General features: G+C 31.2%; 25 protein-coding genes. All 25 read left to right on the top strand.

From position 1 onward, the window contains the following. Window positions 1-51: 51 nt before the first annotated feature. On the top strand, window positions 52-1,065 hold the full coding sequence (gene plsX, locus CCC31_RS03385; RefSeq protein ID WP_022088387.1) for a phosphate acyltransferase PlsX: 1,014 nt from the start codon (window positions 52-54) through the stop codon (window positions 1,063-1,065). A 2-nt stretch (window positions 1,066-1,067) separates the two neighbouring features. Next, the gene (gene acpP, locus CCC31_RS03380; RefSeq protein WP_022088388.1) at window positions 1,068-1,301 is read left to right on the top strand and encodes an acyl carrier protein; all 234 of its coding nucleotides are present in this window, start codon (window positions 1,068-1,070) and stop codon (window positions 1,299-1,301) included. Between the two features lie 97 nt (window positions 1,302-1,398). Further along, entirely contained in the window at window positions 1,399-2,085 is a 687-nt protein-coding gene (gene rnc, locus CCC31_RS03375) for a ribonuclease III (protein WP_290849688.1), read from the top strand. Between the two features lies 1 nt (window position 2,086). Further along, window positions 2,087-5,647, top strand: coding sequence for a chromosome segregation protein SMC (gene smc / locus CCC31_RS03370; RefSeq protein WP_118565115.1), 3,561 nt, complete (start codon window positions 2,087-2,089; stop codon window positions 5,645-5,647). Between the two features lie 12 nt (window positions 5,648-5,659). Beyond that, complete coding sequence (gene ftsY / locus CCC31_RS03365) at window positions 5,660-6,583, top strand: signal recognition particle-docking protein FtsY (protein ID WP_117909462.1); 924 nt, start codon at window positions 5,660-5,662, stop codon at window positions 6,581-6,583. Between the two features lie 104 nt (window positions 6,584-6,687). Next, window positions 6,688-7,908: a threonine ammonia-lyase gene (gene ilvA, locus CCC31_RS03360; RefSeq protein WP_117909460.1), complete on the top strand. Its 1,221-nt coding sequence runs from the start codon at window positions 6,688-6,690 to the stop codon at window positions 7,906-7,908. A gap of 228 nt (window positions 7,909-8,136) precedes the next feature. After that, window positions 8,137-8,460: a YlxM family DNA-binding protein gene (gene ylxM / locus CCC31_RS03355; protein ID WP_022088393.1), complete on the top strand. Its 324-nt coding sequence runs from the start codon at window positions 8,137-8,139 to the stop codon at window positions 8,458-8,460. Between the two features lie 16 nt (window positions 8,461-8,476). Further along, the gene (gene ffh, locus CCC31_RS03350; protein WP_147585929.1) at window positions 8,477-9,829 is read left to right on the top strand and encodes a signal recognition particle protein; all 1,353 of its coding nucleotides are present in this window, start codon (window positions 8,477-8,479) and stop codon (window positions 9,827-9,829) included. A gap of 96 nt (window positions 9,830-9,925) precedes the next feature. Further along, window positions 9,926-10,171 carry a 30S ribosomal protein S16 gene (gene rpsP / locus CCC31_RS03345; protein ID WP_022088395.1) on the top strand — a complete coding sequence of 82 codons (246 nt, stop codon included), beginning with the start codon at window positions 9,926-9,928 and terminating at the stop codon, window positions 10,169-10,171. Between the two features lie 18 nt (window positions 10,172-10,189). Beyond that, the gene (locus CCC31_RS03340; protein ID WP_022088396.1) at window positions 10,190-10,417 is read left to right on the top strand and encodes a KH domain-containing protein; all 228 of its coding nucleotides are present in this window, start codon (window positions 10,190-10,192) and stop codon (window positions 10,415-10,417) included. Between the two features lie 138 nt (window positions 10,418-10,555). Further along, complete coding sequence (gene rimM / locus CCC31_RS03335) at window positions 10,556-11,065, top strand: ribosome maturation factor RimM (RefSeq protein WP_022088397.1); 510 nt, start codon at window positions 10,556-10,558, stop codon at window positions 11,063-11,065. Then, window positions 11,065-11,811: a tRNA (guanosine(37)-N1)-methyltransferase TrmD gene (trmD, locus tag CCC31_RS03330; RefSeq protein ID WP_117909454.1), complete on the top strand. Its 747-nt coding sequence runs from the start codon at window positions 11,065-11,067 to the stop codon at window positions 11,809-11,811. The genes rimM and trmD overlap by 1 nt, the downstream gene beginning before the upstream one ends. 97 nt (window positions 11,812-11,908) lie before the next feature. Then, window positions 11,909-12,256, top strand: a complete 348-nt coding sequence (rplS, locus tag CCC31_RS03325) for a 50S ribosomal protein L19 (RefSeq protein ID WP_022088399.1) — start codon at window positions 11,909-11,911, stop codon at window positions 12,254-12,256. A 163-nt stretch (window positions 12,257-12,419) separates the two neighbouring features. Next, on the top strand, window positions 12,420-13,259 hold the full coding sequence (ylqF, locus tag CCC31_RS03320) for a ribosome biogenesis GTPase YlqF (RefSeq protein WP_022088400.1): 840 nt from the start codon (window positions 12,420-12,422) through the stop codon (window positions 13,257-13,259). Window positions 13,260-13,269: 10 nt separating this feature from the next. After that, window positions 13,270-14,034, top strand: a complete 765-nt coding sequence (locus tag CCC31_RS03315; protein WP_022088401.1) for a ribonuclease HII — start codon at window positions 13,270-13,272, stop codon at window positions 14,032-14,034. A gap of 25 nt (window positions 14,035-14,059) precedes the next feature. Then, window positions 14,060-14,410: a YraN family protein gene (locus CCC31_RS03310; protein WP_022088402.1), complete on the top strand. Its 351-nt coding sequence runs from the start codon at window positions 14,060-14,062 to the stop codon at window positions 14,408-14,410. Continuing rightward, window positions 14,410-15,249, top strand: a complete 840-nt coding sequence (pgeF, locus tag CCC31_RS03305) for a peptidoglycan editing factor PgeF (RefSeq protein WP_290849678.1) — start codon at window positions 14,410-14,412, stop codon at window positions 15,247-15,249. Before CCC31_RS03310 ends, pgeF begins: the two co-directional genes overlap by 1 nt. Window positions 15,250-15,308: 59 nt before the next feature. After that, a complete protein-coding gene (locus CCC31_RS03300) occupies window positions 15,309-16,667 on the top strand; it encodes a DUF512 domain-containing protein (RefSeq protein ID WP_290849676.1) in 1,359 nt (452 codons plus the stop codon). A gap of 39 nt (window positions 16,668-16,706) precedes the next feature. Further along, window positions 16,707-18,029 (top strand): ribosome biogenesis GTPase Der, encoded by a 1,323-nt coding sequence (gene der / locus CCC31_RS03295; protein ID WP_022088405.1) that lies wholly within the window; start codon window positions 16,707-16,709, stop codon window positions 18,027-18,029. After that, complete coding sequence (plsY, locus tag CCC31_RS03290) at window positions 18,030-18,689, top strand: glycerol-3-phosphate 1-O-acyltransferase PlsY (RefSeq protein ID WP_118565108.1); 660 nt, start codon at window positions 18,030-18,032, stop codon at window positions 18,687-18,689. A 1-nt stretch (window position 18,690) separates the two neighbouring features. Further along, window positions 18,691-19,701: an NAD(P)H-dependent glycerol-3-phosphate dehydrogenase gene (locus CCC31_RS03285; protein ID WP_260978806.1), complete on the top strand. Its 1,011-nt coding sequence runs from the start codon at window positions 18,691-18,693 to the stop codon at window positions 19,699-19,701. A gap of 6 nt (window positions 19,702-19,707) precedes the next feature. Then, window positions 19,708-20,373 (top strand): GTP pyrophosphokinase family protein, encoded by a 666-nt coding sequence (locus CCC31_RS03280; RefSeq protein ID WP_118565106.1) that lies wholly within the window; start codon window positions 19,708-19,710, stop codon window positions 20,371-20,373. Window positions 20,374-20,377: 4 nt separating this feature from the next. After that, window positions 20,378-21,961: a cardiolipin synthase gene (gene cls / locus CCC31_RS03275; protein WP_290849671.1), complete on the top strand. Its 1,584-nt coding sequence runs from the start codon at window positions 20,378-20,380 to the stop codon at window positions 21,959-21,961. 24 nt (window positions 21,962-21,985) lie between these two features. Further along, window positions 21,986-22,501: a cob(I)yrinic acid a,c-diamide adenosyltransferase gene (locus CCC31_RS03270; RefSeq protein ID WP_158574482.1), complete on the top strand. Its 516-nt coding sequence runs from the start codon at window positions 21,986-21,988 to the stop codon at window positions 22,499-22,501. Window positions 22,502-22,556: 55 nt separating this feature from the next. Then, a complete protein-coding gene (gene spoIVA, locus CCC31_RS03265) occupies window positions 22,557-24,029 on the top strand; it encodes a stage IV sporulation protein A (RefSeq protein ID WP_117909439.1) in 1,473 nt (490 codons plus the stop codon). Window positions 24,030-24,143: the final 114 nt, after the last annotated feature.

Raw genomic sequence — 24,143 nt, 5'->3', positions numbered from 1 at the left:
TAAAACATAATTTTAGTATAGTTATTTTATGTGCTTAAGGAGGAAATAATTATGTCACAGACAATAGTTGCATTAGATTGTATGGGCGGAGATAACGCACCTGGTGAAATTGTAAAAGGCGGTATTGAAGCGTTAAAAGAAAATAAAGATGTTTTTCTTAAAATGGTAGGAAGACAGGAAGATGTTAACAGAGAACTCGAGAAATATGATTATGACAAGACTAGAGTTGAAGTTGTAAATGCTACAGAAGTTATTGAAACAGGAGAACCTCCGGTAGTAGCTATTAGAACGAAAAAAGATTCCTCTCTTGTTAAATGTATGTATATGGTAAAACATGGGGAATGCGATGCTCTTGTATCAGCAGGAAGTACCGGAGCCACTTTAGTTGGAGGACATGTAATTGTAGGTCGAATTAAGGGAGTTGAAAGACCACCTCTTGCACCTCTTATTCCAACGGAAAAAGGCGGAGCACTTTTGATTGACTGTGGGGCTAATGTTGATGCTAAGCCTTCTAACCTAGTTCAGTTTGCACAGATGGGTTCTATATATATGGAAAATATTTGCAAGGTTAAAAATCCAAAAGTAGGTTTAGTAAATATTGGTGCTGAAGAAGAAAAAGGAAATAATCTTGCTAAAGAAACGTATCAGTTGTTAAGTAATCTTGAAGGTATTAATTTTATTGGCAATATTGAAGCAAGAGAAATTCCTGAAGGAAAAGCTGATGTAGTTGTATGTGATGCATTTGTTGGAAATGTTATTTTAAAAATGTATGAAGGTGTTGGTGGAGTTCTTTTAAAGAAAGTTAAAGGAACTTTAATGACAAGTTTGAAAACTAAAATCGGTGCATTACTTATAAAAAAAGAATTGAAAGAAACTTTGAAAACATTTCAGATGGATCAGTATGGTGGAGCACCTTTACTTGGATTGAAAGGATTAGTTGTTAAGACTCATGGAAATTCAAAGGCCATAGAAGTGAAAAACTCTATCATTCAGTGCATTTCTTTTAAAGAAATGAATATAAATGATAAAATATCAAAAAAATTAGCAGTTAAAAAGGAGAATTAAAAATGGAAATCGAAAGACTTTATAAAGCAGTAGCAAGTGTATTGGATATTGATGAAAGCACAATCACACCGGAATCAAAATTTGCAGATGATTTAGGTGCAGATTCTTTAGATGTTTTAGAAATAATTATGAGCATTGAAGATGAATTTAATATTAAGATTCCAACTAACGGAGCTGAAAATATTGTTACAGTCGGAGATGCTTTTGAAGCAATAAAAAAGGTTATGAATAAATAATATTTGACTATGAAAATTATTTAAGTACATTAGAAAAGGTGCAATATCACTCTAAAATGATATTACCCTTTTCTTTTGTGTGTAAAAAGGAGTTAATATGAATTCAGATTATGAAAAATTAGAAAGTGTAATCGGATATGAATTTGATAATAAAAAGTTATTAGTTAATGCTTTAACTCATACATCATATGCTAATGAGCATAAAAATAGAAAAGTTAAAGACAATGAAAGACTTGAGTTTCTTGGTGATGCTGTTTTAGAACTTGTATCTAGTGAGTTTTTATTTTTGAATTATGAAATGCCGGAAGGAAAAATGACACGACTTAGAGCAAGTCTTGTGTGTGAAGGCACTCTTGCAAGAGATGCTAAAGAAATTAATCTTGGAGATTTTTTATATCTTGGAAAAGGTGAAGATGAATCAGGAGGAAGAAATCGTGATTCAGTAACATCAGACGCATTAGAAGCACTAATAGGAGCTATATTTTTAGATGGTGGTTTTGACAAAGCTAAAGAGTTTGTGCTTAAATTTGTGCTAAATGACATTGAAAATAAAAAATTGTTTTTTGATAGTAAGACAATTTTGCAGGAAAGAGTAGATATGATTAAGGCTGGCAAAGTGTCATATAAAATAACAGACGAAATAGGCCCTGATCATGATAAGAGTTATACTGCACAGGTATTGCTTGGAGAACAAGTTATAGGTGAGGGCATAGGAAGAACAAAGAAGGCTGCAGAACAACAGGCAGCATATGTCGCGCTTAAATCTATGGATAAGAGGAAATAATATGTACTTAAAAAGTATTGAAATACATGGTTTTAAATCATTTGCAAATAAAATTAAATTTGAATTTCATAATGGTATAACTGGAATTGTTGGACCAAATGGCTCAGGAAAAAGTAATGTTGCTGATGCTGTGAGATGGGTTCTTGGTGAACAGAAGGTAAAACAGCTTCGTGGATCTAAGATGGAAGATGTAATATTTGCCGGAACTGAAAACAGAAAACCGTTAGGATTCGCTTATGTAGCAATTACATTGGATAATTCTGACCATAAATTAGATGTTGATTATGAAGAAGTAACTGTTTCAAGAAGATTATTCAGATCCGGTGAAAGTGAATATATGATTAATGGAACTCAGGTTAGACTTAAAGATGTAAATGAACTTTTTTATGATACAGGTATTGGTAAGGAAGGTTATTCTATTATTGGGCAGGGTCAGATTGATCAGATCTTAAGTGGAAAACCTGAAGAAAGAAGAGAATTATTCGATGAAGCAGCCGGTATTGTTAAATTTAAAAGAAGAAAGAATCAGGCTTTAAAGAAATTAGACGATGAGAATCAGAATCTTGTCAGAGTTCAGGATATATTAGCAGAACTTGAACGTCAGGTTGGCCCATTAGAGAAACAATGTGAAAAGGCTAAAAAATATTTACTTTTTAAAGATGATTTAAAGAAATATGATGTAAATATGTTTTTAGTCGAAATGGAAGATATTAAAAACAGATTGTCTGATTTAGACAAAAAACTTGAAATAGCAACATCAGATATGAATTCCTCAAATGAAGAATTTGAAAATATAAAGAAGCAGTATACTAAGTTAGAAGCAGATTTGGAAGAAATAAACAATTCAATTGAAGCCAAAAAAACAATGTCAACAGATACTGTTCTTAAAATTGAAAAATTAGAAGGAAGAATTCTTGTTCTTAAAGAACAGATTAATTCAGCTAAAAACAACGAAGAGTTTATTGCAACAAGAGTAAATGCTATTTCTTCAGATATAGCCCAGAAGGAAAAGAATTTGACTGAATTATGTAAAGAAAAAGACGATAATGAAAATGTAATTCAGGAAACTATTAAATCGCAGTCAGAAATAACGACTGATATTTCTGTTATTAAAGAAGAAATTGAGAATTTTGATAAAGAAATTGCAGAGCATAAAGCCGAGATTATCGAAATATTAAATTCAAAGTCAATGATTAAATCAAAATTGCAAAGATGTGATACATTGCTTGAACAGATTAATATAAGAAAATCTCAACTTAATCAAAAACTTATAGAATTTCAAAGCGAAAAGGAAAATCAGGAAAGTAAAATAGAAGAACTTAAAGCTGAGTTAGATAAAGTAAACTATTCAATCGATGAATTAAACAAAACTGTTTCAGAATATAGAAATGACTTAAATGATTTAAGAGTAGAAAATTCTAAAATAACAAAGTCAATATCTGAAAACCGGGAAAGATATCATAAGTCAAAATCAAATCTCGAAGCTTTAAAAAACATTACTGAAAGATATGAAGGTTATGGAAATAGTATCAAAAAAGTAATGGAATTAAAGGAAAACAAGAAAGGTATTATTGGTGTTGTTGCTGACATTATTAAAGTTGAAAAGAAGTATGAAGTTGCAATTGAAACAGCTTTAGGCGGAAATATTCAGAATATAGTAACTGATACAGAAACAACAGCTAAGGAAATAATTGAATATTTAAAGAAAAACAAATATGGTCGAGCTACATTTTTACCTTTGAGTAGTATGACTAAGAAAACGGGCTTTAATAATGAAGATGTATTTTCTGATAAAGGTGTTTTAGGTCTTGCATGTGATTTAGTTGAAATAAAAAAAGAATACGAAGGCGTAACTAAATATTTGTTAGGAAAAGTCGTAGTTGTAGACACGATTGATAACGCAATTGCACTAGAACGTAAATATAGATATTCTTTAAGAATTGTAACTTTAGAAGGTGAATATTTAAATATTGGTGGTTCTATTTCGGGTGGTGCATTCAAAAATAACAGCAACCTGTTAGGAAGAAGAAGAGAAATAGAAGAACTTGAGAATAAATTAAAAGACCTTAAGAATGAAAAAGAAAATCTTGATAAGAATTTAATAGAAAACAGAAGTAAAACAAGTGTTTTAAATGATGAACTTGATAAAATTAATAAGGCACTTCAGGAACAGAACATTGCAAAAAACACATTGGAGTTGAATTTAAAACAAGCTAAAGACAGAAAGAATAACATTGATACAGAATATCAGGAATATACTGCTGAAAGTGGAAATATTGCATCTGAAATCGGAAATATCAATAATAATAGTTTAGAACTTAACAAAGAACTTACTAATGTTGAAGATAGAAATTCCGAATTAGAAGAACTTATTAAACAAAAAAGTAATAATATGGATTCTATAAATGCAAAGCTTGTTGAAAAAACGTCGTTGTTAGAAGAGATTAATATTGAAATTTCAAGTTTAAAGCAAAAGCATGAATTTTTATGCGAAAAGATTCAAAATAGCAATAATCAGATTTCAGATTTAAAGAATGAATTGGAACAGATTAAAAACAATTCAAGTGAAAACAACAATGAGATTTCAGCTAGAATTGAAACTATTGATGGCATAACAAAGGAAATCGAAGAAGGACGTAAACTTATTGAAAAGCTTAATTTAGAAATTGAAGACCTTAAAAATGCTAAGGAAAAGCAGAATAAAGATCATAAAGAATTTTTCGATAAGAGAGAAGAACTTTCTTCAAGAATAACACAATTAGATAAAGAAATTTACAGACTTAACAGCCAAAAAGAAAATTTACAGGAAAAGAATGAGACAAAAATTAATTATATGTGGAACGAGTATGAAATCACATATAGAAATGCTGTTGAACTTAGAGATGAAAGTCTAAATGATAAAGCAGAACTTAGAAATAGCATTGCCAATTTAAAACGTCAGATTAAAGAGTTAGGAGACGTAAATGTAAATGCTATTGAAGAGTTTAAGGAAATAAACGAAAGATATCAGTTTATGAAAGAACAGCATGAAGACTTAATGCGTGCAAAAGATAATCTTTTGAAAATTATTGACGAATTAGAAGTTGGTATGCGAAAACAGTTTAAAGAAAAATTTGCTGAAATTCAGGTTGAATTTGATAAGGTATTTAAGGAATTATTTGGCGGTGGCGCAGGAGTTATTGAACTTACTGAAGCAGATGATATTCTTGATGCAGGAATTAATATTATTTCACAGCCGCCTGGAAAGAAACTTCAAAATATGATGCAGCTTTCAGGTGGAGAAAAAGCACTTACGGCAATTTGTCTTTTGTTTGCAATTCAGAATTTAAAGCCATCTCCATTCTGTCTTCTTGACGAAATTGAAGCTGCATTAGATGGCTCAAATGTAATCAGATTTGCGGAATATTTGCATAAACTTACAGAAAATACACAGTTTATTGTTGTTACACACAGACGAGGAACAATGGGATGTGCTGATAGATTATATGGTATTACAATGCAGGAAAAAGGTGTATCAGCCTTAGTTTCAGTAGATTTATTGGAAGGAAATTTGGATAAATAAAGGAGTTTGTAAATGGAAGAAAAGAAAGGCTTTTTTGGAAAACTTGTATCAGGGCTTACAAAAACAAGAAATTCTATAGTATCAGGATTAGATTCAATATTCAGTGGATTTTCACATATTGATGACGATTTCTATGAAGAATTAGAAGAAATTTTAATTATGAGTGACATTGGTGTTAATACAACAATGGAAATAATAGAGAAACTTAAAGAACAGGTAAAAGAGTTAAAAATAAAAGAACCTGAAGATTGCAAGGAGTTGCTGATTAAAAACATTGAAGAACAGATGGATTTAGGAGAAAATGCATATGATTTTGAAAATGAAAAATCAGTAGTTATGGTAATCGGTGTAAATGGTGTAGGAAAAACTACATCTATCGGAAAACTTGCGGCACAGCTAAAAGGAAATGGCAAAAAGGTTGTTATGGCGGCTGCTGATACTTTTAGAGCTGCTGCAGCTGATCAGCTAAAAGAGTGGGCCAGACGTTCAAATGTAGATATTGTAGCGGGAAATGAAGGTTCAGATCCGGGAGCTGTTTTGTTTGATGCAATTGCATCTGCTAAAAATAAAAATGCTGACGTACTACTTTGTGATACTGCGGGAAGACTTCATAATAAGAAGAATCTTATGGAAGAACTTAAAAAATTAGACAGAATTATTGAAAAGGAATATTCAGGATGTATAAGAGAAAATCTTATCGTTCTTGATGCTACGACAGGACAAAATGCTTTAGTACAGGCTAAAACATTTATGGAAGCAACAGATATAACAGGTGTTGTTCTTACAAAAATGGATGGAACGGCAAAAGGTGGAATTGCTATTGCAATTCAGGCTGAATTAGGAATTCCTGTTAAATATATTGGTGTAGGTGAAGGCATAGATGACTTACAGAAATTTAATTCTCATGATTTTGTGTCAGCGTTATTTACAAAGTAAACTTGATTTTTGTATTTTATTTGAAAAAAATATTTTATAATATGGAAAGTTGATGTATTATTACAAAGAAAAAATTATTATAATTAGAATAGGAAGTGAAGATAATGAGCGAAGGATTAACTTTAAAGAAATTTGAAGAAGCTTCAGAAATAGTTAATAAAGTAACATTAAATACAAATCTTATATATAGTGATTACTTTTCAGAACAGACAGGCAATAAGGTATATATTAAACCAGAAAATATGCAGTTTACAGGTGCATATAAAGTAAGAGGAGCTTATTATAAGACAAGCACATTAACTCCAGAAGAAAGAGCTAAAGGTTTAATTACTGCATCAGCAGGAAACCATGCACAGGGGGTTGCATATGCTGCCAAATTATATGGCGTAAAAGCAACAATCGTTATGCCAACTGTTACTCCTCTTATGAAGGTAAACAGAACAAAAAGTTATGGTGCAGATGTAATATTATATGGCGATGTTTATGATGATGCATGTAAGTATGCACTTGAGTTAGCAGAAAAGGAAGGATATACATTTATTCATCCATTTGATGATTTAGATGTAGCTACAGGTCAGGGAACAATTGCCATGGAAATTATAAAAGAACTTCCAACTGTAGATTATATTTTGGTTCCAATCGGTGGTGGCGGACTTGCAACAGGTGTAAGCACATTAGCTAAATTACTTAATCCAAATATTAAAGTAATTGGTGTAGAACCGGCAGAAGCTGCGTGTATGAAAGCTTCACTTAGTGCAGGAAAAGTTGTTACATTAGACAGTGCTAATACTATTGCAGATGGTACAGCGGTTAAAACTCCGGGTAGCAACATATTCCCATATATCCAGAAGAATATTGATGATATCATAACAATTGAAGATGATGAATTAATAGATGCGTTTCTTGATATGGTTGAAAATCATAAACTTGTTGCTGAAAATTCAGGATTGCTTACAATTGCAGCTCTTAAGCATTTAAAATGCAAAGATAAGAAGATTGTTTCTATTATCAGTGGTGGTAATATGGATATTATTACAATGTCATCTATATTACAGCACGGTTTAATTCAGAGAGGAAGAGTATTCACAGTATCTGTATTACTTCCTGATAAGCCGGGTGAATTAGGTAAAGTTGCAAACACTATCGCAGATGTACAGGGAAATGTAATTAAGCTTGAACATAATCAGTTTGTATCTGTTAATAGAAATGCTGCCGTTGAACTTAGAGTTACTCTTGAATGTTTCGGTCACGAACATAAAAAACGGATTATTGCAGCTCTCGAAAAGAAAGGCTATAAGCCAAAAGAAGTAAGACCAAATTTATAAATAACTAATATTATTTATATAGATTTATTTTACACAATGAACAGATAGTGATTAAAATACAAAAAGGATTCATAAATTATTTTAAAATGCAAAATATAAATTCAAAATAAAACACAAGGGTGTCAAGAAAAAATACTTGACACCCTTTGCTTTGTATTGTATTATACTCTAAGTGTGATTTTGATATATTTTATTTTCAATTTTAGATAGATGCACTTAGAGGTAAATATGAAAGATATTTTAAGAAGTTCTCTTTTATATGATTTCTACGGAGAACTGTTGACTAAACATCAGCAGGAGATATATGAAGAAGTTGTTTTAAACGACTATAGTCTTGGAGAAATAGCTGAGGAGAGAAATATTTCCAGACAAGGCGTACATGACTTGATAAAGAGATGTGATAAGACTTTGAATGAATATGAAGAAAAGTTACATCTTGTAAGCAGATTTGAAAAGACTAAAGAACAGGTTGAACGTATTTGTCAATTGGCAGATGAGAATAATATGCAAGACATAGAGAATATTGCCAGACAGATTTTAGAGAATTATTAATATAGGAGGTAAGGGCTTGGCATTTGAAAGCTTATCCGATAAATTACAAAACATATTTAAAGGCTTACGTGGTAAGGGTAGACTGACAGAAGATGATGTTAAGGCTGCTCTTAAAGAAGTTAAGATGGCTTTGCTTGAAGCTGACGTTAGTTTTAAAGTTGTAAAACAATTCATTAAAACAGTTACAGAAAGGGCTATAGGGCAGGATGTTCTTAACAGTTTGACACCGGGCCAGATGGTAATAAAGATAGTTAATGAAGAACTTACTAATCTTATGGGTTCTGAAACAACGAAACTTAAACTTTTGCCTGACAATGAAATAACAGTCATTATGATGATGGGTCTTCAGGGGGCAGGTAAAACAACAACAACTGCTAAGATTGCAGGAAAACTTAAAGGTAGTGGAAAAAGACCTTTATTAGTTGCCTGTGACGTTTACAGACCGGCAGCTGTTGAACAGTTGCAGATTAATGGTGATAAACAGGGTGTTCCGGTATTTGCCATGGGAACGAATCATAAACCTGTAGATATTGCCAAAGCAGCAATTGAACATGCTAAAAAGAATAACAATAATGTTGTTGTTTTAGATACAGCAGGTCGTTTACATGTTGATGAGGACATGATGAACGAACTTATTGAAATTAGAGATAATATTGACATTACACAGACAGTACTTGTTGTTGATGCAATGACAGGTCAGGATGCAGTGAATGTAGCAACCCAGTTTAATGAAAAGATTGGAATTGATGGAATTATCATTACTAAGTTAGATGGTGATACAAGAGGTGGTGCAGCGTTATCAATTAAGGCTGTAACAGGAAAACCTATATTATATGTTGGTATGGGTGAAAAGCTTTCTGATTTAGAACAATTTTATCCAGATAGAATGGCTTCAAGAATTCTCGGTATGGGTGATGTCCTTTCATTAATTGAAAAGGCTGAACAGGCAATTGACCAGGAAAAAGCAAAGGATATGGAACAGCGTCTTAGAAAAGCACAATTTACCTTTGATGATTATCTTGAATACATGGGTCAGATTAAAAATATGGGTGGTTTATCAGAAATGCTTAGTCTTATTCCGGGATTAGGCGGTCAGATAAAAGAAGATATGCTTCCAGATGATAAACAACTTGGACGTATTGAAGCAATTATTTATTCCATGACAAAGGAAGAAAGAGGTAATCCTGATATTCTTAATCCGTCAAGGAAACAAAGAATTGCTAAAGGTGCAGGTGTAGATATAAGCGAAGTAAACAAATTGGTAAAACAATTTGACCAAGCAAAAAAAATGATGAAGAACATGCCGGGTATGATGGGTGGCGGCAAGAAGAAACGAAGAGGCGGTTTTAAGATGCCTTTCGGTTTCTAGATTTAAATTTATACAATATTGATATTAACGAAGACATTGGTTTTCTTAATATATATAAATAATAATTATAATTAATTTTTTACGGAGGAAAGTAAAATGGCAGTAAAGATCAGATTAAAGAGAATGGGTAAGAAGAAAGCTCCTTTCTACAGAATTGTAGTGGCAGATTCAAGATCACCAAGAGATGGTAGATTTATTGAAGAAATCGGAACATATGATCCAAACAGAGATCCTAGCGTATTTGATTTCAATGAAGAAGCAGCTAAGAAATGGTTATCAAACGGAGCTCAGCCTACAGAAACAGTAGGAAAATTACTTAAGATTGCCGGTATTGAAAAATAATAGTCAGGAGGTCTAACTATGAAAGAATTAGTAGAGACAATTGCAAAAGCACTTGTAGATTCTCCGGACGAAGTAGTTGTTACTGAAAAAGAAACAGATAAAACTATTGTTTTAGAATTGAAGGTTGCAACTGATGATGTTGGAAAGATTATCGGAAAACAGGGAAAGATTGCTAAAGCAATTCGTTCTGTTGTTAAGGCTGCATCTTCAAAATGCGACAAAAAAGTTATAGTGGACATTATATAGTAACCACAAGTGCAACGGGACTGAATTCAGTCCCGTTAATCATTTAAAAAGTTAATTTAATTATCATTAAAAATTTAAAAATATAACTAAGATCTAACATTAAATAACATTTAATAGATACTGTTTGAAAGGAAATATATGGAAAAATATTTTAGGGTAGGAGTTATTGCAAATACACATGGTATACGTGGTGAAGTAAAGGTATATCCTACAACAGATGATATTAATAGATTTAAAAAATTAAAAAAATGCATCTTAGATACAGGGAAAGAATATATAGATTTAAACGTAGAATCAGTAAAATTTTTCAAAAATATGGTTATTCTTAAATTTAAAGAGTATAACAATATAAATGATATTGAATGCTATAAAGGAAAAGATATTTTAGTTTCCAGAGATAATGCAGTTAAACTTGAAAAAGGCGAATATTATATAGCAGATATATTAGGGGCAAAAGTTATTCTTGAAGATGGTAGCGAATTTGGTGTTTTAGAAGATGTTATGCAGACAGGTGCTAATGACGTTTATGTTGTTAAAACATTAGACAACAAAGAAGTATTACTTCCTAAGATTGATGAATGTGTCAAGAAACTAGACATAGAAAACAAAATTGTTACTGTGCATATCATGAAAGGATTGCTAGACTAATGAATTATCATGTATTAACACTTTTTCCTGAAATGATTACAAATGGAGTAAATACAAGCATTACAGGAAGAGCAATTGACAAGAAGTTAATAAATTTAAATGCAATAAATATAAGAGATTTTTCTGGAAATAAACATGGTCAGGTTGATGATTATCCATATGGCGGAGGAGCAGGAATGCTTATGCAACCCGGACCTGTATATAGAAGTTATGAATCCGTTGTGGAAAAAATAGGATATAAGCCAAGGGTTATTTATTTAACTCCACAAGGAGAGACGTTTAACCAAAGCATGGCAGAAGATTTTGCCAAAGAAAAAGATTTGGTATTTTTATGTGGACATTACGAAGGTATAGATGAACGTGTTTTAGAAATGATAGTTACAGATAATGTTTCTATTGGCGATTACGTCCTTACAGGAGGCGAACTCCCGGCGATGGTAATGATAGATACCATTTCAAGACTTATTCCAGGTGTCTTGAATAATAACGTATCTGCTGAATTCGAATCGTTTAATGATAATTTATTGGAGTATCCGCAATATACACGTCCTGATACTTTTATGGATAAAAAAGTACCACCAATTCTCTTATCGGGAGATCATGCTAAAGTAGATAAATGGAGAAGAGAGCAGTCGATAATCAGAACTATTAAGAGACGTCCTGATTTGATGGAAAAAGCTAATTTAACAAAAGAAGATATAAAATTTATCGAAAAATTAGAAAATGAAAAAAATGCTTGCAAATGATATAGTCTTATGGTATTATTACAAATGCTGTAAAAAGGAGATATTCCGCTGTTGCTTTGATAGCATTAAGAATGTCTAATGAAATAAGGAGGCAGTTATGAACGATATTATCAGAGAAATTGAGGCAGCTCAGTTAAAAGAAAACGTAGCAGATTTTAATGTTGGTGATACAGTTAAAGTATACGCTAAGATTAAAGAAGGAAACCGTGAAAGAATTCAGGTTTTCGAAGGTTTAGTAATTAAGAAACAGGGTGGAAGCACAAGAGCAACATTTACTGTAAGAAAGAATTCAAACGGTATCGGTGTTGAAAAGACTTGGCCATTACACACACCTACAATCGACAAAATCGAAGTAGTTAGAAAAGGTAAAGTTAGAAGAGCTAAACTTAACTACATCAGAAGCAGAGTTGGTAAGGCAGCTAAGGTTAAAGAATTAGTTAAATAATTATTATACCATAAAAAGGAGCGAGTATTTAACTCACTCCTTTTTTTAAACTTGAAGATTAGATATATTTAAATGTTTAAATATACGATATCATTTTAAAGTAAGTAATTAGTAATGATTTTATGAAATACAATAACGTTTTATGTATAATTAAGGAGGAAATATGGATTATCAGTGGTATCCGGGACATATGACAAAAGCAAAACGTCAGATGCAGGAAGATATAAAATTAATTGATTTAGTGATTGAACTTGTAGATGCAAGAGTACCTTTAAGTAGTAGAAATCCGGACATCGATGATTTAGGAAAAAATAAAGCTCGCTTGATTTTACTTAATAAATCGGACTTGGCTGATGATGATCAAAATGAAAAATGGATTGAATACTTTAAAGAAAAAGGTTATCATGCACTAAAAATAAATTCTAAAAACAAATCGGGGATTAAAGAGATAAATAATGTAGTTAATGAGGCGTGTAAAGAAAAAATTGAAAGAGACCGTAAACGAGGAATTAAAAACAGACCTGTAAGAGCTATGGTTGTTGGTATCCCAAACGTAGGAAAATCTACATTTATTAATGCATATGCCGGAAGAAATTGTGCAAAAACAGGAAATAAACCGGGCGTTACAAAAGGAAAACAGTGGATTAAATTAAGTAAAACATTGGAATTATTAGATACACCGGGTATTTTGTGGCCTAAATTTGAAGATCAGGCTATAGGGCTTAAATTAGCGTTAATCGGTTCCATAAATGATAATATTCTTGATGTAAGCGATATGGCATATGAATTTGTAAAAATATTAAATAATAGTTATGAAAATGCTATACCTAACAGATTTGGTGTAGAAAAGAATGATGATCCATTAAAGATGTTAGAAGGAATAGCAGAAGTAAGAGGATGTAAATTAAAAGGAAATGTTTTAGACTTAGAAAAAGCATCTTCAATTTTACTTGAAGAATTTAGAAGTGGAAAATTAGGAAAAATTACATTAGACAGACTGTAAGGAACATAAAATGGGACAAAAAAGTATAAGTGATATAAATAATATATTAAAAAACTTAAGTGTCAAAGAATTAAATTCTTTTATAATGGAATTTAACGTTGACGAAAGACAAGGTGTAAAAAAACTTGTAGCAAAAGCTCAAAAAATGCTTGAAAAGTATGAACTTGAATTGCAACGTACCTACAAGATGGGTGAATTTGAAAGAAAATACAGCGATTATGAATTTATCTGCGGTATAGATGAAGTTGGTCGTGGACCATTAGCCGGTCCTGTAGTTGCAGGAGCTGTAATATTGCCTAAAGATTGTGATATATTATATTTAAATGATTCAAAACAACTTTCTGCAAAGAAACGAGAAGAACTTTATGAAGAAATAATGGAAAAAGCTGTTGCTGCAAAAACTGCAATGGTTAGTCCTGCTCAAATAGATGAAATCAATATTTTACAGGCAACATATGAAGCTATGCGTACTGCAATAAGTCAGTTAGAAGTTAAGCCAACCCTTCTTTTAAATGATGCCGTAAATATTCCGGGTGTAGATATTAAACAGATTGGAATTATTAAAGGTGATGCTAAAAGCAAATCTATCGCAGCTGCAAGTATAATTGCGAAAGTAACCAGAGATGCGATGATGGTAGAATATGATAAGTTGTACCCTGAATATGATTTTGCTTCAAATAAAGGATATGGTTCAGCTAAACATATTGAGGCAATTAAGAAGTTCGGCCCTTGTCCTATTCATAGAGAAACATTTATTACTAATTTTGTAAAGTGATTAGCTTACCGTATAAGGAGAGATATTGAATAAGAGAATTATTGGAGGGTATAAAGAAGATATAGCTACAGAATATTTGATTGAACATGGCTATACAATAATTGATAGAAATTTTTCATGCAAAAGTGGAGAGATAGACATAGTTGCAAAAGATAAAGAATATTTATGTTTTATCGAGGTGAAATATCGGGAGAATAATAAATATGGCGATGCTTTAGAAGCGATAAATTATAAAAAACAACAGAAGTTATTTAAATGTGCTAATATATATATAATGGCTAATAAGTTAGTCGAAAATCTAAATTATCGCTTTGATGTTGTAGCAATTAAAGGTGAAAATATAGAATTAATTAAGAATGCATTTGGAGCAATGTAATGATTATATTAAATAAAAAGAACAGAACAACAACAAGTATAAAATTTGGAAACGGAATTCCTTATATCAGTTTTAATGCATTAGAACAGACAGGAATGGTTGTCAATGCATTTTCTACAAGACAGGGTGGTGTAAGTGTAGGCTGCCTTGAATCCATGAATCTAGGATTTAACAGGGGAGATTTAGATGAAAATGTATTAAAAAATCATAAAATATTTGCTAAGGCTGTCGGATTTCCATATGAAAATATAGTTACGACAAATCAGACACACACTACTAATGTAAGAGTTGTTACAAAAGAAGATTGTGGTAAAGGCATTACAAAGGACAGGGACTATTCTGATGTAGACGGTTTAATAACAAATGTTCCGGGAATTGTTTTGACAACATATTACGCTGATTGTGTTCCTCTTTATATACTTGATCCGGTTAATAAAGCAATTGGCTTGTCGCATTCAGGATGGAAAGGAACAGTAAAACGCATAGGTGATAATACATTGAAATTAATGAATGAAAATTATGGTACAAACCCAAAAGATGTAATTTGCTGTATTGGTCCGTCAATATGTCAGGATTGTTATGAGATAAGCGAAGACGTTGCAAATGAATTTATAAACGAATTTGGTAAAAATAATAAAATATTATATAATAAAGGGAATGGAAAATATCAGTTAAATTTATGGGAAAGTGTAAAACAGGTATTTCTTGATGCGGGTGTTGAATATGACAATATCTACACTACAGATATTTGCACATGCTGCAATAAAGATGAATTGTTTTCTCATAGGGGGCATCATGGAAAAAGAGGAAACTTAGCTGCAGTTTTAATGCTTAAATAATATCAGCTTAATTATGTTTCCTTCATATAATTATTATTTGTACTAAAATGGAGAATCATATGAATAACAGGCATTTAATAAAAAGTGTGACTCCGGGTTCTATTGCAGAAGAAATGGAAATAGAAGCAGGTGATTACCTATTAGAAGTAAATGGTACAACAATAGTTGATATATTTGATTATCAGCTTTTGTGTATGGACGAATTTATAGATGTTGTAATAGAAAAAAGTAATGGCGAACAGTGGGAATTAGAAATTGAAAAAGATGAAAATGAAGAGTTAGGTTTAGAATTTGAAAACGGCCTTATGGATGAATATAGGTCATGCTGTAATAAATGTATGTTCTGTTTTATTGATCAGATGCCACCCGGTATGAGAGAAACTTTATATTTTAAAGACGATGACTCGAGACTTTCATTTTTACAGGGAAATTATATAACTTTAACTAATATGAATGAAAATGATGTTGACCGTATAATAAGATATAATTTATCTCCAATTAATATATCTGTACACACTACAAATCCTAAACTTAGATGTAAAATGCTAAATAACAGATTTGCCGGTGATAAACTTAAATATATAGATAGATTAAACGCAGCTGACGTTGAAATGAACGGACAAGTTGTATTATGCAAAAATGTAAATGATAAAGAAGAACTAGAAAGAACGATTAGTGATTTAGAGAAATATATTCCAAATATGAGAAGTGTTTCTATTGTTCCTTCAGGTCTTACAAAATTTAGAGACGGTTTATATCCTTTAGAATTATTTGAGAAAGAAGATGCTTGTGCTGTAATAGATACTATTGAAAAATGGCAGAAGCATTTTTATGAAAAATATGGGATACACTTTATACATGCAAGTGATGAATGGTATATTTTAGCAGAAAGAGAAATGCCTGAAGAAGAGAGGTATGATGGATATTTACAACTGGAAAATGGTGTAGGAATGATTAGAAGCTTTATAGAAGAGGTGAAGGATTACCTTGATTCTATTGAAGGTGATGATAGAGTTATAAATGTATCTACAATAAGTGGAGTGTTAGCATATGATACTATAAAGTCAAGTTGTGACAAGATAAATAAAAAATTTCCAAATGTAAATGTACACGTATATAAAATAATTAATGACTATTTTGGACATTCAATTACAGTTACAGGACTTCTTACAGGACAGGATATATGTGCTCAACTTTCGGGAAAAGAATTAGGGGATAACTTACTTTTACCTACAAATACATTGAAAGCTGATGAAAATATATTTTTAGATGACATGACATTAGAGGAACTTGAAAAGAATTTACAAATAAATACAATTATTGTAAAATCTAGTGGAATGGATTTTGTGAAAACCATTATAAACGAAAATGAAGATAATAATCCAAAAATAAGTACAAATTCTAAATATGAATTGTAGAGTACTTGAAATTAAACAGATACAAATAGGAGATTAGATATGAGTAAACCAATAGTTGCCATTGTAGGAAGACCTAATGTAGGAAAATCTACGCTCTTTAATGCATTGGCAGGAGAAATGATTTCTATAGTAAAAGACACTCCGGGTGTCACAAGAGATAGAATTTACGCAGATGTAGAATGGCTTAACCATAATTTTACATTGATTGATACAGGCGGAATTGAGCCGGACAGTAGAGATATTATTTTATCACAGATGAGAGAACAGGCTCAGATAGCAATCGATACTGCTGATGTGATTATATTTATAACAGATGTACGTCAGGGACTTGTCGATTCAGATACAAAAGTAGCTGACATGCTTAGAAGAAGTCATAAGCCGGTAATCTTAGCTGTTAACAAGGTGGATAATTTTGATAAATTTATGCCTGATGTATATGAATTTTATAATTTAGGAATTGGTGATCCACAGCCTATATCAGCATCATCAAGACTTGGAATTGGTGACTTGCTTGACCGTGTAGTTGAACACTTTGACGGGCTCGAATTAGAAGAGGAAGAAGATGAAAGACCAAGAATTGCAGTTGTAGGTAAGCCAAATGTAGGAAAATCATCTTTGGTAAACAAACTTACAGGAAATAATCGTGTGATTGTATCAAATATAGCCGGCACAACAAGAGACGCAATTGATACTGAAATTACATGGAATGGTAAGGAGTACGTATTTATTGATACTGCAGGTTTGAGACGTAAAAAGAAAATAAAAGAAGAAATTGAAAGATATAGTATTATAAGAACTGTAACAGCCGTTGAAAGAGCGAATGTAGTTGTTGTAATGATTGATGCAACAGAAGGTATTACAGAACAGGATGCTAAAATTGCGGGAATCGCTCATGAAAATGGCAAAGGTGTAATTATTGCCGTTAATAAATGGGATGCAATTGAAAAAAATGATAAAACAATATATCAGTTTACTGCAAAAATACGAGATGTACTTGCGTATATGCCATATGCTGAAATAATGTTCATTTCTGCCCAAACGGGTCAGAGACTTCCCAAATTATTTGATATGATTGATACAGTTTTAGAAAATCAGTCAATGCGTGTTGGAACAGGTGTATTGAACGAAATAATGACAGAAGCAGTTGCTTTACAGCAGCCACCATCAGACAAGGGTAAACGATTGAAATTATACTATATAACACAGGTAGCAGTTAAACCGCCAACTTTTGTTATATTTGTAAATGATAAAGAACTGATGCATTTTTCATATACAAGATATATTGAAAATAAAATAAGAGAAAGTTTTGGATTCAAAGGAACTCCTTTAAGATTTATTATAAGGGAACGAAAGGAAAGTTAAATGATTGCTCAGAGAATTATTTGCATAGTTTTAGGATATTTTTTCGGTCTTATAGAAATGGGATACATTTTAGGCAAGATAAAAAATATTGATATTAGAGATTTTGGAAGTGGAAATTCAGGAACAACAAATACAATGCGTGTTCTTGGTAAAAAAGCAGGATTAATCACATTTTTTGTTGATGCATTAAAAGCAGTATTTTGTGGTTTGCTTGTTTATGCTTTGTTTCATAAATCATGTGAAAATATTATGTTTGTTTTATTGCTTTATTCTGGATTTGGTGTTATTTTAGGACATAATTTTCCGTTTTACATGAAATTTAAAGGTGGAAAAGGAATTGCGGCGTCAGCAGGAATGATTACATCTTTAGCTATATATGATTGGAAATTTGTTGTTCTTGGATTTTTTGTGTTTTTTATATCTTTATATATAACAAAGTATGTATCGTTTTCATCGTTAATGCTTATGGGCTCATTGTTAATAGAAATGATTGTATGGGGGCAGCTTGGAATGGTACATAATCTTAATCCGGAATGCAGAATTGAAGCGTACATTATTACAGGTCTTATGACAGCACTTGCTTTTATAAGACATAAGGACAATATAAAAAGATTAGCCAAAGGTACAGAACGAAAAATTGGCGAAAAGAAGGAGGCATAATATGTCAAAGATTACAGTATTAGGTGGTGGCGGATGGGCTATAGCATTAGCTATGGTTCTTAATGATAATGGTCATAATGTCACAATATGGTCAGCAGTAAACAGAGAAGTCGAAGCACTTAAAACTCATAGAGAAAATAAAATAAGTCTTCCGGGAGTAATCATTCCAGAAACAGTTGAAATTACAAATGATTTAAAAAGTGCTGTTAATGGAGCAGAAATTATTGTTATGGCAGTTGCATCTTCATTTGTAAGAAGTACTTCAAAACTTTTAAAGGATTTGATTCCAAATGGTCAGATTATTGTAGATGTTGCTAAGGGAATTGAAGATGATACGTTTAATACAATGACGGAAATAATTGAAGATGAATTACCAAATTGTGATGCAGTTGCATTATCAGGACCAAGTCATGCCGAAGAAGTAGGTCGTAAAATTCCAACAGCCGTTGTAGTAGGAGCAACAACTAAAGAAACAGCTGTTAAGGTTCAGGATGCTTTTTCAAATCATTACTTCAGGGTGTATGTAAGCCCTGACAGAAAGAGCATTGAGCTTGGTGGCGCTTTAAAAAATGTTATTGCATTAGCTGCCGGAATTTCAGATGGCTTAGGATTTGGTGATAATACAAAGGCACTTCTTATTACAAGAGGAATGAAGGAAATTAGTCTTTTAGGAACTGCAATGGGTGGCCACACAAGAACATTTAACGGATTATCAGGAATTGGTGATTTGATTGTTACATGTGATAGTAAACATTCAAGAAACAGACGTGCAGGAGTATTAATTGGACAGGGATATTCTTTAGAAGAAGCTGTTAAGGAAGTAAATATGGTTGTTGAAGGTGCTGTATCTGCAAAAGCTGCACTTAATCTTTCAAAAAAATATCATGTTGATATGCCACTTACAGAAGCTGTTAATGACGTATTATTTAATGGAAAAAAGCCTTTAGATGCAGTTAATGAATTGATGAACAGAGATAATACAAGTGAGCATGTAGATTTATTGTGGAAGTAAAGAAATATGGATGATTTAAAAAAAATACAAAATAAATTTATAGGTCAGATTGGAAATTTTGACATTAATCCTACAGAATTTAAAATGCTCATGACATATTATGAATGTGCTATTTTAGAAGTAAAGACAAAATTAGATGTTTTAAATAAAGAATTTTCTGCAAATACTATGAGAAATCCTATAGCATCAATTAAAACCAGAATTAAATCTCCTGATAGTATATATGAAAAGTTAGATAGAAAAAATTTGGATAAAACATTAGAAAGTGTACAGAACAATTTAGATGATGTTGCGGGAATTAGAATTATATGTTCTTTTTTAGATGATATATATAGCGTTGCAGACATGCTTACAAGTCAGGATGATGTTAAAGAATTAACCAGAAAAGATTACATAAAAAATCCAAAGAAAAATGGTTATAGAAGTTTGCATCTGGTTATAGAAATTCCTATTTTCTTATCTAATGAAAAGAAGGGTGTAAAAGTTGAGGTACAAATAAGAACAATTGCTATGGATTTCTGGGCTAGTTTAGAACATCAGATACACTATAAGAAATTTGAAAATTCTAATGTGGAATCAATTAAGCAATTAACGGATTGCGCAGATACAATTTACGAAACAGATATAAGAATGTTAAATATCAGACAAAATTTGTTAGACAACGAGGATTAAATTTATGGAAAGTAGAGCAAAAGAAACTGCAAAGAAAACAGCAAAGAAAGGTAAAAATGGGATTGTTAAGCTTATATTCAGCCGTATATTTATTTTTGCCCTGCTTATTTTTCTGCAACTTCTTGTATTGTTCTACTTTTTTTGGCATGTAAATGAGCAATTTAAGATATTTTATGATTTTATAAGAATTATCACTGTTTTTCTGGTTCTTTATATTGTTAATGAAAAAAAATCAGATCCAACCATGAAAATGATATGGTCAATTGTAATTCTTATAATTCCAATTTTTGGCGCACTTTTATATTTGTTTGTAAAATTTCAACCTACATCTGTGCTGTTAAGAAAAAGATTAGAAGTAATTAACCACAGGTCGGATAATTATTTAGAATATAAAACAGACATTAAAGATAAATTACAAAAAGATGATCCGCTTATAGAAAATTTAGGAGAATACATCTATAAATATTCAGGATGTCCACCATATGAGAATTCAAAAATTACATATTTTGCTTCAGGAGAAGAAAAATATGATTATTTGATAAAAAAACTAAAAGAGGCAAAATCATTTATATTTTTAGAGTATTTTATAATTGAAGAAGGTGAAGTCTGGAATTCTGTTCTTGAAATATTAAAACAAAAAGTTAAAGAAGGGGTTGAAGTCCGTGTAATATATGACGGAATGTGTTCTCTAACCAAACTTCCAATGGGTTATTTTAAGAAACTTAGAGAATATGGAATAAAAGCTAAATCTTTTAATCCAATGAAACCATTTCTTTCAACGCATCATAATAACAGAGATCACAGAAAAAATCTTGTAATAGATGGAACGGTTGCTTTTACCGGAGGAATTAATCTTGCCGATGAATATATGAATTTAAAAGAGCGATTTGGTTATTGGAAAGATACAGCTGTTATGATAGAAGGAGAAGCTGCTAAAAGTTTTACGTTATTATTTTTGCAAATGTGGAATGTAGATGAAGAAATTATTGGCGATTATAATAAATATTTAGATGTAGACTGTCCTTCGTTGCCGGATACATCAGGCTATATTATTGGATATGGAGATGAGCCGTTTGATGATGAAAAAGTTGGAGAACAAGTATATTTAAGCCTTATAAATACTGCAAAAAAATATGTTCATATAATAACACCTTATCTTGTAATTGATAATGTGATGATGGAGGCTTTGACATTTGCTGCAAAAAGAGGTGTTGATGTAAAAATTATCATGCCGGGAATTCCAGATAAAGCATATGCGTATTGTCTTGCAAGAACCTATTATGAAGAATTAATTAAAAATGGAGTTGAAATATATGAATTCACTCCGGGATTTACACATGCAAAACAATTTGTAGTTGATGATGACAAAGCGACTGTTGGAACAATTAATTTAGATTACAGAAGTTTATATCTTCATTTTGAATGTGGATGTTTAATGTATAAAAACAAGGAAATATCATTAATAGAAGATGATTTCGAAAAAACATTACAGAAATCTAAAAAAATCACATTAGAAGACTGTAGAAATCGGTCGGCATTATATAAATTATGTGGTTCAATATTAAAAATGATTGCTCCGTTAATGTAATGTTGTATTAAAGGGAGGATGAATATGCTTCATATTAAGTGTGGCGATGGTGTAGGAAAGACAACATCTGCTGTCGGTCAGGCTGTTAGAATGTTAGGCTATAATAAAAAAGTAATATTTGTTCAATTTATGAAAGATGGTCTTTCCGGAGAAATAAACTTTTTAAAAAATAACAGCAATATTTATGTTTTGCATCCAACAGGTCCAATAAAATTTATATGGAATATGACAGATTCTGAAAAGAGCGATTTAAAGGATATCCATACAAATTTAATAAAAGAAACAGAAAAAATTTTAAAATCAGAGCATATATCAATGGTAATATTTGATGAATTTAACTCTGCAAATGAATTGAATTTGTTGGATAAAGATTATGCATATAAGATTATTTGTGAATATAAAGATAAAACTGAAATAATATTGACAGGAAGAAACCCCGAAGAAAAATATGTAGAAATTTCAGACTATATATCGGAAATTAATTGTATAAAACACCCATTTGAAAGTGGTGTAAATGCCCGTAAAGGTATAGAATATTAAGAATATATAAAACCTCTTTGCATATAATTATAAAAAATGTAAAGGGGTTATTTTTATGGATTTTAGTATTTATAAAGACATTAAAAACCGTACAAACGGTGAAATTTATATTGGTGTTGTCGGGCCTGTCAGAACAGGAAAATCAACATTTATAAAGAATTTCATGAATTTAGCAATTATTCCAAACATAAAAGATGAAAATGATATTAAAAGAGCTCAGGATGAACTGCCACAATCAGCAGCCGGAAAAACAATTATGACCACAGAGCCTAAATTTATTCCAAATAAGGCTGTTAATATTAATTTGAAAAATGATATAAATGCCAGCGTAAGACTTATAGATTGTGTAGGTTATATGGTTGATGGTGCAACCGGATATTTAGAAGAAGATAAAGAGAGAATGGTAAAAACTCCATGGTTGACACAGGAAATTCCTTTTTCTAAAGCAGCGGAACTTGGAACTCAAAAGGTTATTTCAGAACATTCAACTATAGGGATTGTCATAACTACAGATGGAAGCTTTACAGATATTCAGGCTGAAAATTACATGAAAGCAACAGATATGGCAATTAAGGAATTGGAAAAAATAAATAAACCTTTTGTTATAGTTGTAAATTCAATGGAACCTGAATCAGAGAAGTGTAAAAGTGTTGTAAAAAAATTAGAAAGCAATTACAGGTCAGCTGTCATTCCGCTTAATTGTCTTCAGTTAAGCGAAAAAGATATAAATGAAATTCTAAGCAAAATTTTGTTTGAATTTCCAATAGCAAAGATTAATTTTATGTGCCCTAAGTGGGTAAATGTTTTAGAAGATGACAACGAAATTAAGAATGCGGTTTTAGAATTGTCAAGAAACATACTCATGGTTCTTAATAAAATAAAAGATATCAATTCTTTGCCAAATACTAAAGAAAACCCGTACATAAAATCAATCACGATTAATAATGTTAATTTGTCTGACGGAGAGGTAACAATAACCTATGCTATATATGATAAATATTACTATATGACATTAAGTGAAATGACTAATACACAAATCAATAATGAACTTGAACTGGTTAGTTTTGTAAAGGAACTTGCTGAAAAAAAAGATAAATTTGAAAAAGTAAATTATGCAATAGATGAAGTTAAAACTAAAGGATATGGAATAGTAGTGCCTACAAAAGATGAAATAACACTTGAGAATCCGCAATTGATAAGAAGTGGTGGAAAGTTTGGAGTTAAAATTAAAGCTAATGCTCCATCAATGCATTTTGTCAAAGCAAATATAGTAACTGAGATTTCTCCTATAATAGGAAGTGAAGAACAGGCAAATGATTTAATTGATTATATAAACGGACAAAAGACAGATGAAAATGCAAATATATGGGACACTAATATTTTTGGTAAAACAATTGAACAAATTGTTAAAGATGGGATAGTTGCAAAAATCAGTGGAATGAGTGATGAAACTCAGGGTAGAATGCAAAATACTATAGAAAAAATCACTAACGACCAAAGCAAAGGGGTTATTTGTATTCTGTTGTAAAGCTAAAATCAAGTAGCATTCGTCTATATGTTTAAATGAAGATAGATATCTGCATTCGATTGTCTATTAGAAAAATTAAATATATTTACTTAAGAATATGATAGCGAGCATTAA

It is taken from the genome of Eubacterium sp. LMAG:50, from assembly GCF_008680265.1.
Taxonomy (GTDB): domain Bacteria; phylum Bacillota; class Clostridia; order Lachnospirales; family Lachnospiraceae; genus Eubacterium_U; species Eubacterium_U album.
Note: the sequence above shows the minus strand (reverse complement) of the source record. Positions and strands in the feature narration are given on the sequence as shown.